The sequence below is a fragment of the Streptomyces sp. NPDC020490 genome, assembly GCF_044335305.1.
Lineage (GTDB): Bacteria > Actinomycetota > Actinomycetes > Streptomycetales > Streptomycetaceae > Streptomyces.
In genome coordinates, this window is the sequence record NZ_JBIRUY010000038.1 from 35885 (window position 1) to 49939 (window position 14055).

Below are 14055 nucleotides of genomic sequence, written 5' to 3' on the forward strand. Positions count from 1 at the left end.
CGCGGGCCCGCCGGCCCGCAGACCCGGTGGCGGAGGGCGGTAGCGGGCTCCGGGAAGATCTCCGGGAAGATCTTCGTCTTCCGCCCCCGTACAAATGAAATAGATGTCTCAGAATCCGGACCAAGGGCAGAAAATCCGGTCCGGTGAGTGAGACTGGTCGAACCGTAGACGGTATGAGGAAACGAGGTCGGATGATGCGTACGCGTCCGCTGAAGGTGGCGCTGCTGGGCTGTGGGGTCGTCGGCTCAGAGGTGGCGCGCATCATGACGACGCACGCCGAAGACCTCGCCGCCCGCATCGGCGCCCCGGTGGAACTGGCCGGCGTCGCGGTACGCCGGCCCGGCAAGGTCCGCGAAGGAATCGACCCCTCCCTCGTCACCACCGACGCCACCGCGCTGGTCAAACGCGGCGACCTCGACGTCGTAGTCGAGGTCATCGGCGGGATCGAGCCCGCCCGCACGCTGATCACCACCGCGTTCGAGCACGGCGCGTCCGTCGTCTCCGCCAACAAGGCGCTGCTGGCCCAGGACGGGGCCGCGCTGCACGCCGCCGCCGAGCAGCACGGCCGGGACCTGTACTACGAGGCCGCCGTCGCCGGCGCCATCCCGCTGATCCGCCCGCTGCGCGAGTCCCTGGCCGGTGACAAGGTCAACCGGGTGCTCGGCATCGTCAACGGCACGACCAACTTCATCCTCGACAAGATGGACTCCACCGGCGCCGGCTACCAGGAGGCCCTCGACGAGGCCACCGCTCTCGGGTACGCGGAGGCCGACCCGACCGCCGACGTGGAGGGCTACGACGCCGCCGCCAAGGCCGCGATCCTCGCCGGGATCGCCTTCCACTCCCGCGTGCGCCTCGACGACGTCTACCGCGAGGGCATGACCGAGGTCACCTCCGCCGACTTCCGCTCGGCCAGGGAGATGGGCTGCACCATCAAGCTGCTCGCCATCTGCGAGCGGGCCGAGGACGGCCAGTCGGTCACCGCGCGTGTGCATCCGGCCATGATCCCGCTCACGCACCCGCTCGCCTCCGTGCGCGGCGCCTACAACGCCGTCTTCGTGGAGTCCGACGCCTCCGGCCAGCTGATGTTCTACGGTCCCGGCGCGGGTGGCGCCCCGACCGCCTCCGCGGTCCTCGGTGACCTGGTGGCCGTGTGCCGCAACCGGCTCAGCGGTTCGACCGGGCCCGGCGAGTCGGCGTACGCCGCGCTGCCGGTGTCGGGCATGGGCGAGGTCGTCACGCGCTACCACATCAGCCTCGACGTGGCCGACAAACCGGGCGTTCTCGCCCAAGTGGCCACCGTGTTCGCCGAGCACGGTGTGTCGATCGATACGGTTCGGCAGCAGGGCAAGGACGGCGAGGCCTCTCTCGTCGTCGTCACCCACCGGGCCTCCGACGCCGCACTCAGCGGTACCGTCGAGGCGCTGCGCAAGCTCGACACCGTGCGGGGTGTCGCCAGCATCATGCGGGTTGAAGGAGAGTAACCAGCAATGACCCACCAGTGGCGCGGAATCATCGAGGAGTACCGGGACAGGCTTCCGGTGTCCGACACCACGCCGGTCGTGACGCTCCGTGAGGGCGGCACGCCCCTCGTGCCCGCGCAGGTGCTCTCCGAGCGCACGGGCTGCGAGGTCCACCTCAAGGTGGAGGGCGCCAACCCCACCGGGTCCTTCAAGGACCGCGGCATGACGATGGCCATCTCCAAGGCCAAGGAGGAAGGCGCCAAGGCCGTCATCTGCGCCTCCACCGGCAACACCTCGGCGAGCGCCGCCGCCTACGCCGTGCGCGCGCGGATGGTCTCGGCCGTCCTGGTGCCGCGCGGCAAGATCGCGCTCGGCAAGATGGGGCAGGCGCTGGTGCACGGCGCCAAGATCCTCCAGGTCGACGGCAACTTCGACGACTGCCTCACCCTCGCCCGCGCGCTGAGCGACAACTACCCCGTGGCGCTGGTCAATTCGGTCAACCCGGTGCGCATCGAGGGCCAGAAGACGGCCGCCTTCGAGATCGTCGACATGCTCGGCGACGCCCCGGACATCCACGTCCTGCCGGTCGGCAACGCGGGCAACATCACCGCGTACTGGAAGGGGTACAAGGAGTACGCCGCCGACGGCCTGGCCGCCAGGACCCCCCGCATGTGGGGCTACCAGGCGTCCGGTTCCGCGCCCATCGTGCGCGGCGAGGTCGTCAAGGACCCGTCGACCATCGCCACCGCCATCCGCATCGGCAACCCGGCGTCCTGGCAGTACGCGCTGGCGGCGCGGGACGAGTCGGGCGGCCTCATCGACGAGGTGACGGACCGTGAGATCCTGCGCGCCTACAGGCTGTTGGCCGCGCAGGAGGGTGTCTTCGTGGAGCCGGCGTCCGCCGCGTCGGTGGCCGGTCTGCTGAAGGCCGCCGAGCAGGGCAAGGTGGACCCGGGCCAGCGGATCGTCTGCACCGTCACCGGCAACGGTCTGAAGGACCCCGACTGGGCTGTCGCCGGCGCGCCGCAGCCGGTCACCGTCCCCGTCGACGCGGTGACGGCGGCCGAGCGCCTCGGCCTCGCATAGCCCCGAGCGCCCCGGCCGGCGGTTTCCAGGGCCCGGGCGCCTCGGTCTCGCGTAGGTTCTGAGCCAAACAGCACGCGGGTGCACAGGGGGCTTGCGACACGCATCGTGCGCCTCCTGTGCGCCCTATGTCGCCACAGAACCTTCCTTCGATAGGCTGTACCGAACCCGCCCGCTGCATATGCCCGCGCATATGGACGGCGCCGCGCCGTCCGTACGGCCCGAGGGTTCCCTTCCGTACGCATCGAATGTCTTCGACAGTCACGCAGCTCAAGGAGAGTCATCGAGCGATGGCCGGTCCCGCCTTCCGCGCCGCCGCCGTCCGGGTGCGCGTCCCCGCCACCAGCGCCAACCTCGGCCCGGGCTTCGACGCCTTCGGCCTCTCGCTGGGGCTCTACGACGACGTGGTCGTCCGGGTGGCCGACTCCGGGCTGCACATCGACATCGCGGGCGAGGGCAGCGAGACGCTGCCGCGCGACGAGAACCACCTCCTCGTACGCTCCCTGCGCACCGCCTTCGACCTGCTGGGCGGGCAGCCGCGCGGGCTGGAGATCGTCTGCGCCAACCGCATCCCGCACGGCCGCGGCCTGGGCTCCTCCTCGGCCGCCATCTGCGCCGGCATCGTCGCCGCGCGCGCCGTGACCATAGGCGGCGAGTCCAGGCTCGACGACGCGGCGCTGCTGGAGCTCGCCACCGAGATCGAGGGTCACCCGGACAACGTGGCGGCCTGTCTGCTCGGCGGCTTCACCCTCTCCTGGATGGAGGCCGGCGCCGCCCGTGCGATCAGGATGGAGCCCGCCGATTCCATCGTTCCGGTGGTTTTCGTGCCCGGAAAGCCGGTCCTGACCGAGACCGCGCGCGGCCTGCTCCCGCGCACCGTGCCGCACGTCGACGCCGCCGCCAACGCGGGCCGTGCCGCCCTGCTCGTCGAGGCCCTGACCAGGCGCCCCGAGCTGCTGCTGCCCGCCACCGAGGACCGGCTGCACCAGGAGTACCGCGCCCCCGCCATGCCGGAGAGCGCGACGCTGGTGGAGCGGCTGCGGGCCGACGGGGTCCCGGCGGTCATCTCCGGAGCGGGACCCACCGTGCTGGCGCTCGTCGACGCCGACAACGCCGACAAGGTGGCTCATCTGGCAGGCGAGGGCTGGGCCGCGAACAGGCTCGAGCTCGACGCCCGGGGCGCGTGCGTGCTGCCGCTCGCGCCCTGACACACGGTTGCCGGATTTCGAGAGGGGGAATGTTTGTTGGATCCGGTAGTGTTAACCTCAAGTCTGCACCCGACCCCACCATGGCGAGGTGCCTCGTGTCCCCGTCCGGGACAGACATTCTTCCGGGAGCCTCCCAAGCCGCACTGTGTTCCGTACGACGTACGTGGGCAGTACCTCGTACGCGGGCACTGAGCGACTTGCCGGGCACGCTCCGGAGCAGGTGCGACCAAGCCACGTGACACGGACACTCGGTGCCACGGCTTTGGGAAGCGCCATCACCAGATATTTCCTCCGCCGCTTTGGCGGACCACCGCCCCGGCACGGTCCACACAGCAAGGACCACTGCCGGACAGCACAACCGGTCGCCGAGCCAGACAGGCCGACGTCCGCTCCAGGGAAGGACCCTTCGTGAGCGACACCACCGATCTGATGGGCGCACGTGTCGAGGAGACCGCTGCCGCGCCCGCCACGGACGCCTCCGCGCCTGCCACCGGTGCCGGCTCCCGGCGGCGCCGCGGTACCGGCCTCGAGGGCATGGTGCTGGCCGAGCTGCAGCAGGTCGCCTCCGGCCTCGGAATCAGGGGCACCGCGCGCATGCGCAAGAGCCAGCTGATCGAGGTCATCAAGGAAGCGCAGGCCGGGGGAGGTGCTGCCGCCCCGGCGAAGACCGAGGCCGCCACCGAGACCAAGCCCAAGCGCCGCGCCACCTCCCGGACCCGTACGGGTGAGGAAGCCTCCGCCCCGGCCAAGGCGGAGAAGGCCGCCGAGGCCCCCGCCGAGAAGGCCGTGGCCCAGCAGCAGATCGAGATCCCCGGCCAGCCGGCCGGTGCCGAGCCCCCCGCGGAGCGCCGTCGCCGCCGCGCCACCGCCGAGGCCGGCGCCCCGGCGGGCGCCGAGACCGTCGCCGCCGAGGCGAAGAGCGAGCCGAAGGCCGAGACCCCGGCCCAGACGCAGCAGCAGGGCGATGCCAAGGGCGACGCCGGTGACGGCGCCGAGGGCCGCCGCCGCGACCGCCGTGAGCGCGGCCGGGACCGTGGCGAGCGTGGTGACCGCGAGCGCGGTGACCGTGGTGACCGTGGTGACCGTGGTGACCGCCGCAAGGGTGACGAGCAGCAGGGCGGGCAGCGCCAGCAGCAGAGCCAGCAGCAGGGCGGCGGCCGTCAGGACCGCGGCGGCGCGGGCCCGCAGGACGACGACGACTTCGAGGGCGGCCGTCGCGGGCGTCGCGGCCGCTACCGGGACCGCCGGGGCCGCCGCGGCCGTGACGAGATCGCCGAGCCGCAGCTGGCCGAGGACGACGTCCTGATCCCGGTCGCGGGCATCCTGGACATCCTCGACAACTACGCGTTCATCCGGACCTCCGGCTACCTGCCCGGCCCGAACGACGTGTACGTCTCCCTCGCCCAGGTCCGCAAGAACGGCCTGCGCAAGGGCGACCACGTCACCGGCGCGGTCCGCCAGCCCAAGGAAGGCGAGCGGCGCGAGAAGTTCAACGCGCTGGTCCGTCTCGACTCCGTCAACGGCATGGCGCCCGAACACGGCCGCGGTCGCCCGGAGTTCAACAAGCTGACCCCGCTCTACCCGCAGGACCGGCTCCGCCTGGAGACCGACCCGGGTGTGCTGACGACCCGGATCATCGACCTCGTGTCGCCGATCGGCAAGGGCCAGCGCGGTCTGATCGTGGCCCCGCCGAAGACCGGCAAGACCATGATCATGCAGGCGGTCGCCAACGCGATCACGCACAACAACCCCGAGTGCCACCTGATGGTCGTCCTCGTCGACGAGCGTCCGGAAGAGGTCACCGACATGCAGCGGTCGGTCAAGGGCGAGGTCATCTCCTCGACCTTCGACCGCCCGGCCGAGGACCACACCACGGTCGCCGAGCTCGCCATCGAGCGCGCCAAGCGCCTGGTGGAGCTGGGTCACGACGTGGTCGTGCTGCTCGACTCGATCACCCGTCTGGGCCGTGCGTACAACCTCGCGGCGCCCGCCTCCGGCCGCATCCTGTCCGGTGGTGTCGACTCCACCGCGCTGTACCCGCCGAAGCGCTTCTTCGGTGCGGCCCGCAACATCGAGGACGGCGGTTCGCTGACCATCCTCGCCACCGCCCTGGTGGACACCGGGTCCCGCATGGACGAGGTGATCTTCGAGGAGTTCAAGGGCACCGGCAACATGGAGCTCAAGCTCGACCGGAAGCTCGCCGACAAGCGCATCTTCCCGGCCGTCGACGTCGACGCCTCCGGCACCCGCAAGGAGGAGATCCTGCTCGGCAACGAGGAGCTCGCCGTCGTCTGGAAGCTGCGCCGGGTGCTGCACGCGCTCGACCAGCAGCAGGCGATCGAGCTGCTCCTCGACAAGATGAAGCAGACCAAGTCGAACATCGAGTTCCTGATGCAGATCCAGAAGACGACGCCCACGCCCAACGGCGACTGAGGCACAGGCTTCTCACCGGCCGTCTCCTGTCACACGAGTGACAGGAGACGGCCTTTTTGCGCTGAGAGAAGGGCGGCGCATCGGGCGTCCCACGATTTCTCATCTCTGTGGGGGGGGGACCTCCTTGTCCACCCCCTGTCCGGAAGCGGTCGCCACAGACGCCGGATACGTCTTGCCCTGCCGGTCGCCGCGGCGGGCGTCGCCGCCGCCGTCGCCGCGGCGCTGCTGACGTCACCGGCGAACGCGGCCACCGCGGTGCCGACGCCGACCGTCAAGCCCGTCGGCGGCTCCGTGTCGGTCGCCGAGCTGGAGAAGCGCGTCGCGGGCGCCCTCGCCGGCGACGACACCGCCGGCGCGTCGACGTCCAAGTCCTCGCTGAGCGCGAGCACCACCAGCGGCACCAGCAGCACCAGCAGCACCAGCACCTCCACCTCCACTGTCGACCCGAAGATCATCGGCGGCACCGAGACCACCATCACCTCGGCGCCGTGGATGGTCCAGCTCTGGTACTACGACGACCGGGGCACCACCGACACGAGCGACGACCTCGGCTTCTTCTGCGGCGGCGCCATGGTCGCGCCGACGAAGATCCTCACCGCCGCGCACTGCGTCAAGGGCTACGACTGGTACAACTACGGCGCCGTCCTCAGCGGCACCTCGCAGCTGCCGACCACCGACGCCTACGGCAACACCGACCTGCACGGCGGCACCGTCTCGCTGCCGCTGCCGCTGCCGCTGCGGCAGTGGAACCACCCGTCGTACAACGCGGCGACCATCGACAACGACATCGCCGTCCTCACCCTGGACACCCACGCGAAGGGCACGCCGATCCGGATGACGACGTCCGGCGACACGGCGTCGTACGCGGCCGGCACCAGCGCCAAGGTCTACGGCTGGGGCCGCACCAGCTCCACCAGCCAGGACATCTCCCCGACGCTGAAGGTGGCCACGCTGCCGATGCAGTCGGACACCACCTGCTCCGGCTACTACGGCTCCGACTTCGTCAAGGGCCACATGGTCTGCGCGGGCAAGCCCGCGACCGGCAGCGACACCGGCACCACCTCCGCCTGCAACGGCGACTCCGGCGGCCCGCTGGTTGTCAACAACCGCATCGTCGGCGTCGTCTCCTGGGGCGTGACGGACTGCGTCGCCGCGGGCGCCTACAGCGTCTTCTCGAAGGTCAGCACCTACGTCGGCGCCGCGTACGCGCGCGTGGACGACGCCAACCTCAGCTACACCGACTCCCGTGCCGACCTGTTGGTGCGCAACTCCTCCACCAAGACCGGCTACGAGAAGGACTCCAAGGGCACCTCGTTCGGCGCCCGCGAGTCCTGGGGCAACTGGTCCGGCGTCAACGTCGTGCTGCAGACCGACCTGAACCGGGACGGCATCGAGGACCTGGTGTACCGGGTCTCCGCCACCGGCGACGTCTACTGGACGCGCTACGTCCGGTCGAACCAGGCGTGGTCCACGAAGAAGATCGCCACCGGCTGGAACACCACCCGCACCCGCATCGTCACCCCCGGCGACGTCACCGGCGACTACCTGCCCGACGTGCTCTCGGTGGACTCCAGCGGCTACCTGTGGATCTACCCGGGCAAGGGCGACGGCACCTTCGGCTCCCGCGTGAAGGTCGGCTCCAGCTCGGGCTGGAACCAGTACGACGTCCTGGTCGGCCACGGAGACCTCACCGGCGACGGCAAGGCCGACCTGATCGCCCGCAACCGGAACGACTCCTCCGTGTACCTGTACAAGGGCACGGGCACCAGCTTCTCCAGCCGGATCAAGGTGCGCACCTGGAGCGGCTACAACAAGCTGGACGCCGTCGGTGACGTCACCGGCGACGGCAAGGCCGACCTCCTGACCCGCACGTCCGGCGGCACGCTCTACCTGAACCCGGGCACCGGCAAGGCGACCAGTGAGATCTTCGCCACACGGATCTCGGTCGGCACCGGATACCAGCAGTACGACATCTGGGGCTGAGTCCCGAGGTGAACGGGGCCCGTCCCCGTTGACCCCGTCGGCTCTCCGTCGACTCGCGTTGACGCCATCACCCACCGTGCCCGGCCTCCCCCGAGGCCGGGCACAGTGCGTCGCGCAACCTTTTCCCGGGTTTCCCCGTCTGCCCGAGTGGGGTGACGATGGTGCGGTACGTGTTGTTTCGACCAGGCCTGTCCCAGGCAGCAAGGGGTAACCGACCGGAGGAGACGCGAGGAGAACATTGACCGCCGAGAGCACGCCGGAGTCCGGCACAACGGGTGAGAGCGCCACGAACGGCCCACGCCGCCGCGCCAGCCGCCGCGCCAGGGGCCGCAAGCCACGCAGCGAGCACCGCAGAGCACTGATCCTGATGGCCTGGACCGCTGTCGGCATCGCCGTGCTCGGCGGCACCGGGGCCGGCTACGTCTATTTCAGACTCAACGGCAACATCAGAAGCGTCGACATCGACCGGGCCCTGGGCACCGCCCGGCCCCCGAAGGCCGACAACGGCTCGGAGAACATCCTCGTCCTCGGCTCGGACACCCGCTCCGGCCGGAACCGGAAGCTCGGCGGCGGCGCGGACGACGGCAGCGCCCGCTCCGACACCGCGATGGTCGTGCACGTCCACAAGGGCCACCGGAAGGCCGACGTGGTCTCCATCCCGCGCGACACCCTCATCGACCGCCCCGAGTGCACCGACACCAAGGGCGTCACGCACGACGCCGCCTCCGGTGTGATGTTCAACTCCGCGTACTCCACCGGGGGCGCCGCCTGCGCGGTGAAGACCGTGGAATCCCTCACCGGCATCCGTATGGACCACTACCTCGAGGTCGACTTCGCCGGCTTCGAGAAGCTGATCGACGAACTCGGCGGCGTCCAGGTCACCACCACCAAGGACATAGCGGACCCCGACAGCCACCTCAGGCTGAAGGCCGGCACCCACACCCTCGACGGCGCGCAGGCCCTCGGCCTGGTCCGCACCCGGCACGGCGTCGGCGACGGCTCCGACCTCGGCCGCATCCAGCTCCAGCAGGCCTTCGTCAAGGCGCTCGTCGACCGGGTCGGGGACCTCGGCGTCTTCACCAGCCCGAAGAAGCTGTACGACCTCGCCGACACCGCCACCAGCGCGCTCACCGCGGACTCCCACCTCGGCTCGGTCGAGAGGCTGATGTCCTTCGCGGACGGCATGAAGGGCATCAGCTCCCGGAACATGCGGATGGTCACCCTGCCGGTGCGCTACGACCCCGCGAACCCCAACCGCGTGATCGTCGAGGAGGCCAAGGCCCAGCAGGTCTGGGACGCCCTGAAGAACGACGGGACGATCCCCGCGGGCGCCACCACGGGCACGGCCACCGGCGAGGCAGGCGGCGTCGTCGGCTGACGGCGCCCCCGGCGGAACGACCACCGACCGGCCGCGAATCGCACGCGGAATAGAACGCCCCGCCCCCCGGTTTTGGGGGATGGCGCCAGTCCTGGCAGACTGGTACGTCGGCTCCGGTTCACGCCTGTCGCATCCCGCGGCGGCGACCCGGCGCCCTCCCGAAACCTAGGAGACACCTTGAAGCGCGACATCCACCCCGCGTACGTCGAGACGCAGGTCAGCTGCACCTGCGGCGCGTCGTTCACCACCCGCAGCACCATCGAGTCCGGCACCATCCGGGCCGAGGTCTGCTCCGAGTGCCACCCGTTCTACACGGGCAAGCAGAAGATCCTCGACACCGGTGGCCGTGTGGCCCGCTTCGAGGCCCGCTTCGGCAAGGCTGCCGCCGGCTCCAAGAAGTAGCGAGCCCCATTCCGCCGGTCCACGGCCGCGCCCCTGCCCAGGGGCGGCCTGGACCGGCGTTTTTGGTCGCCCGCCTTCCCCTTCCGAGCAGTATCAGGAGCCCAAGATGTTCGAGGCCGTCGAGGAACTCATCGGTGAGCACGCCGACCTGGAGAAGAAGCTCGCCGACCCGTCGGTCCACGCCGACCAGGCCAACGCGCGCAAGCTGAACAAGCGCTACGCCGAGCTCACCCCGATCGTCGCCGCGTACCGCTCCTGGAAGCAGACCGGCGACGACATGGAGACCGCGCGCGAGTTCGCCGCGGACGACCCCGACTTCGCGGCCGAGGTCAAGGAGCTGGAGAAGCAGCGCGAGGAGCTGACCGAGAAGCTGCGTCTGCTGCTCGTCCCGCGCGACCCCAGCGACGACAAGGACGTCATCCTCGAGATCAAGGCCGGCGCCGGCGGCGACGAGTCCGCCCTGTTCGCCGGCGACCTGCTGCGCATGTACCTGCGCTACGCCGAGCGGGTCGGCTGGAAGACCGAGATCATCGACGCCACCGAGTCCGAGCTGGGCGGCTACAAGGACGTCCAGGTCGCCGTGAAGACCCGCGGCCAGAGCGAGCCCGGCCAGGGCGTGTGGGCCCGCCTGAAGTACGAGGGCGGGGTGCACCGCGTGCAGCGGGTCCCGGCGACCGAGTCCCAGGGCCGTATCCACACCTCCGCGGCCGGTGTCCTGGTCACCCCGGAGGCCGAGGAGGTGGACGTGGAGATCAACCCCAACGACCTCCGCATCGACGTCTACCGCTCCTCCGGCCCGGGCGGCCAGTCCGTCAACACCACCGACTCCGCCGTGCGCATCACGCACATTCCCACCGGAGTCGTCGCCTCCTGCCAGAACGAGAAGAGCCAGCTGCAGAACAAGGAGCAGGCGATGCGTATCCTGCGCTCCAGGCTGCTCGCAGCGGCGCAGGAGGAGGCGGAGAAGGAGGCCGCCGACGCCCGCCGCAGCCAGGTCCGCACCGTCGACCGCTCCGAGAAGATCCGCACCTACAACTTCCCGGAGAACCGCATCTCGGACCACCGCGTCGGCTTCAAGGCGTACAACCTGGACCAGGTCCTGGACGGCGACCTCGACGCGGTGATCCAGGCCTGCGTCGACGCGGACTCGGCGGCGAAGCTCGCGGCCGCGTAGCGGCGCACGGGCGCCGGACGCGGGAGACGGCACGAGACGCACGACACGAGACGCACGACACGAGACGCACGACACGAGACGCACGACACGAGACGCACGAGACGCACGACGCACGGACGAGTACGACACGGAGGACTTGCGTGAACCTGCTGCTCGCGGAGGTGGCACAGGCCACCCAGCGGCTGGCCGACGCCGGCGTGCCCTCGCCGCGCAACGACGCGGAGGAGCTCGCCGCGTTCGTGCACGGCGTGAAGCGGGGCGAGCTGCACTCCGTGAAGGACTCGGACTTCGACGCCCGCTACTGGGAGGTCATCGCCCGGCGTGAACAGCGCGAGCCGCTGCAGCACATCACCGGGCGGGCCTACTTCCGCTACCTCGAACTCCACGTCGGACCGGGCGTGTTCGTGCCGCGGCCGGAGACCGAGTCGGTGGTCGGCTGGGCGATAGACGCCGTCCGCGCGATGGACGTCGTGGAACCCTGCATCGTCGACCTGTGCACGGGCTCCGGTGCCATCGCGCTCGCCCTCGCCCAGGAGGTCCCGCGCTCCCGCGTGCACGCCGTGGAGCTGTCCGAGGACGCCCTGCGGTGGACCCGCAAGAACATGGAAGGCTCCCGCGTCGACCTGCGCCAGGGCGACGCGCTGACCGCCTTCCACGACCTCGACGGCCAGGTCGACCTGGTCATCTCCAACCCGCCCTACATCCCGCTGACCGAATGGGAGTACGTCGCTCCCGAGGCGCGCGACTACGACCCCGAACTCGCCCTGTTCTCCGGGGAGGACGGCCTGGACCTGATCCGCGGCCTGGAGCGCACCGCGCACCGGCTGCTGCGCCCCGGCGGCGTCGTCGTCGTGGAGCACGCGGACACCCAGGGCGGCCAGGTGCCGTGGATCTTCACCGAGGAACGTGGCTGGGCCGACGCGGCCGACCACCCCGACCTCAACAACCGCCCGCGGTTCGCCACCGCGCGTAAGGCGCTGCCGTGAGCACGCCCGACACTTCGATCCCGCAGTACGTGTACTTCGTGTACGAGGAGGCCCGCTAGATATGGCACGGCGATACGACACCAACGACGCGACCGACCGCACGACGGGTCTGCGTGAGGCCGCGTCCGCCGTCCGCCGTGGCGAGCTCGTGGTGCTGCCCACGGACACGGTGTACGGCATCGGCGCCGACGCGTTCTCCTCGGAGGCGGTGGCGGACCTGCTGGCGGCCAAGGGCCGGGGCCGCAACATGCCCACGCCGGTGCTGATCGGCTCCCCGAACACCCTCCACGGTCTCGTCACCGACTTCTCCGAGCTGGCCTGGGAACTGGTCGACGCCTTCTGGCCGGGCGCCCTCACGCTCGTCGCCAAGCACCAGCCGTCGCTGCAGTGGGACCTCGGCGACACCCGGGGCACCGTCGCCGTGCGCATGCCGCTGCACCCGGTCGCCATCGAACTGCTCACCGAGGTCGGCCCGATGGCGGTGTCCTCGGCGAACCTGACCGGTCACCCGGCGCCGGAGAACTGCGACGCGGCCCAGGAGATGCTCGGCGACTCGGTGTCCGTGTACCTGGACGGCGGCCCCACCCCGGGCAACGTCCCGTCCTCGATCGTCGACGTCAGCGGCCGGGTGCCGGTGCTGCTGCGTGCGGGCGCCCTGTCGGCCGACGAGCTGCGGAAGGTCGTACCCGACCTCGAGGTGGCGAATTGACGTCCCCCGACGCGGGGCGTGGCATAGGCAACGGGGAAAGCGCGGCGGAGATCACCACGACGTTCGTGGGGCTTCCGCGCGACAGCTTCCGGATCCTCCACGTCAGCACCGGCAACGTGTGCCGCTCGCCCATCACCGAGCGGCTGACCCGGCATTACGTGAGCCAGCGGCTCGGCATCCTGGGCCGCGCGCTGATCGTGGAGAGCGCCGGCACCTGGGGCCACGAGGGCGCGCCCATGGAGGCCAACGCGGAGCAGGTCCTCGCCGACTTCGGCGCGGACCCCTCCGGCTTCGTCGGCCGGGAACTCCTCGACGAGCACGTGATCATGGCCGATCTGGTGCTGACCGCGACCCGCGACCACCGCGCCCAGGTCATCTCCATGGGCCACTCGGCGGGCCTGCGCACCTTCACGCTGAAGGAGTTCACCCGCCTGGTGAAGGCGATAGACCCGGCCACCCTGCCCCCGCTGGAGGACGGCGTGGTGGCGCGCGCGCGTGCCCTGGTCCGCGCGGCCGCCGCGCTACGCGGGTGGCTCCTGGCCCCGACGGCCGAGGCGGACGAGGTCTACGACCCCTACGGCGCCCCGCTGCCCTTCTTCCGCTCCGTCGGCGACGAGATACACCAGGCCCTGGACCCGGTGGTGACGGCCCTCACGGGAGTACCGGCCCGCATGTGACCCGCCCAGCCACACACGCCGCCACCCGACCCCACCGGCACCGAGCGCTACGCGAGGCCCCCAGAAGACGGCACCCCGGCCTGGCGGCCTGCGGCCTGGCGGCCTGCGGCCTGGCGGCCTGCGGCCTGGCGGCCTGCGGCCTGGCGGCCTTCCGGCCTGGCGGCCTGCGGCCTGGCGGCCTTCCGGCCTGGCGGCCTGCGGCCTGCGGCCTGCGGCCTGGCGGCCTGCGGCCTGCGGCCTGCGGCCTGCGGCCTGCGGCCTGGCGGCCTGGCGGCCTGCGGCCTGCGGCCTGCGGCCTTCCGGCCTGGCGGCCTGGCGGCCTGGCGGCCTGCGGCCTGCGGCCTGCGGCCTTCCGGCCTGGCGGCCTGGCGGCCTGCGGCCTGCGGCCTGCGGCCTTCCGGCCTGGCGGCCTTCCGGCCTGGCGGCCTGCGGCCTGGCGGCCTGCGGCCTGGCGGCCTGCGGCCTGGCGGCCTGCGGCCTGGCGGCCTGCGGCCTGGCGGCCTGCGGCCTGCGGCCTGGCGGCCTGCGGCCTGGCGGCCTTCCGGCCTGGCGGCCTGCG

Annotated in this window: 11 protein-coding genes; all 11 read left to right on the forward strand. The window is 71.3% G+C overall.

The genetic code is table 11. The features are described 5' to 3' along the window. Positions 1 to 191: 191 nt before the first annotated feature. The 11 genes from ACH4ZX_RS32005 (at position 192) to ACH4ZX_RS32055 (ending at position 13496) form a co-directional block, all read left to right on the forward strand. A complete protein-coding gene (locus ACH4ZX_RS32005) occupies positions 192 to 1484 on the forward strand; it encodes a homoserine dehydrogenase (RefSeq protein ID WP_398280423.1) in 1293 nt (430 codons plus the stop codon). A 6-nt stretch (positions 1485 to 1490) separates the two neighbouring features. Beyond that, positions 1491 to 2549 (forward strand): threonine synthase, encoded by a 1059-nt coding sequence (gene thrC, locus ACH4ZX_RS32010; protein WP_398280426.1) that lies wholly within the window; start codon positions 1491 to 1493, stop codon positions 2547 to 2549. A gap of 287 nt (positions 2550 to 2836) precedes the next feature. Next, positions 2837 to 3754 (forward strand): homoserine kinase, encoded by a 918-nt coding sequence (gene thrB, locus ACH4ZX_RS32015; RefSeq protein ID WP_398280429.1) that lies wholly within the window; start codon positions 2837 to 2839, stop codon positions 3752 to 3754. A 408-nt stretch (positions 3755 to 4162) separates the two neighbouring features. Then, entirely contained in the window at positions 4163 to 6187 is a 2025-nt protein-coding gene (gene rho / locus ACH4ZX_RS32020) for a transcription termination factor Rho (RefSeq protein ID WP_398280432.1), read from the forward strand. A gap of 165 nt (positions 6188 to 6352) precedes the next feature. Next, complete coding sequence (locus ACH4ZX_RS32025; RefSeq protein ID WP_398280527.1) at positions 6353 to 8170, forward strand: trypsin-like serine protease; 1818 nt, start codon at positions 6353 to 6355, stop codon at positions 8168 to 8170. 238 nt (positions 8171 to 8408) lie between these two features. After that, complete coding sequence (locus ACH4ZX_RS32030; protein ID WP_398280435.1) at positions 8409 to 9548, forward strand: LCP family protein; 1140 nt, start codon at positions 8409 to 8411, stop codon at positions 9546 to 9548. Between the two features lie 177 nt (positions 9549 to 9725). Continuing rightward, on the forward strand, positions 9726 to 9950 hold the full coding sequence (rpmE, locus tag ACH4ZX_RS32035) for a 50S ribosomal protein L31 (protein WP_014675000.1): 225 nt from the start codon (positions 9726 to 9728) through the stop codon (positions 9948 to 9950). Positions 9951 to 10056: 106 nt separating this feature from the next. After that, positions 10057 to 11124 (forward strand): peptide chain release factor 1, encoded by a 1068-nt coding sequence (gene prfA / locus ACH4ZX_RS32040; protein WP_324786200.1) that lies wholly within the window; start codon positions 10057 to 10059, stop codon positions 11122 to 11124. A 140-nt stretch (positions 11125 to 11264) separates the two neighbouring features. Continuing rightward, positions 11265 to 12110 carry a peptide chain release factor N(5)-glutamine methyltransferase gene (prmC, locus tag ACH4ZX_RS32045; protein WP_324786201.1) on the forward strand — a complete coding sequence of 282 codons (846 nt, stop codon included), beginning with the start codon at positions 11265 to 11267 and terminating at the stop codon, positions 12108 to 12110. A gap of 61 nt (positions 12111 to 12171) precedes the next feature. After that, the gene (locus ACH4ZX_RS32050; protein ID WP_360753480.1) at positions 12172 to 12819 is read left to right on the forward strand and encodes an L-threonylcarbamoyladenylate synthase; all 648 of its coding nucleotides are present in this window, start codon (positions 12172 to 12174) and stop codon (positions 12817 to 12819) included. Then, the gene (locus ACH4ZX_RS32055) at positions 12816 to 13496 is read left to right on the forward strand and encodes a protein-tyrosine-phosphatase (protein WP_398280440.1); all 681 of its coding nucleotides are present in this window, start codon (positions 12816 to 12818) and stop codon (positions 13494 to 13496) included. Before ACH4ZX_RS32050 ends, ACH4ZX_RS32055 begins: the two co-directional genes overlap by 4 nt. Positions 13497 to 14055 lie beyond the last annotated feature (559 nt).

Coding starts and splice junctions, on each gene's coding strand:
- thrB (WP_398280429.1), top strand. CDS start 2,837: ATGGCCGGTCCCGCCTTCCGCGCCGCCGCCGTCCGGGTGCGCGTCCCC.
- thrC (WP_398280426.1), top strand. CDS start 1,491: ATGACCCACCAGTGGCGCGGAATCATCGAGGAGTACCGGGACAGGCTT.
- ACH4ZX_RS32050 (WP_360753480.1), top strand. CDS start 12,172: ATGGCACGGCGATACGACACCAACGACGCGACCGACCGCACGACGGGT.
- prfA (WP_324786200.1), top strand. CDS start 10,057: ATGTTCGAGGCCGTCGAGGAACTCATCGGTGAGCACGCCGACCTGGAG.
- ACH4ZX_RS32005 (WP_398280423.1), top strand. CDS start 192: ATGATGCGTACGCGTCCGCTGAAGGTGGCGCTGCTGGGCTGTGGGGTC.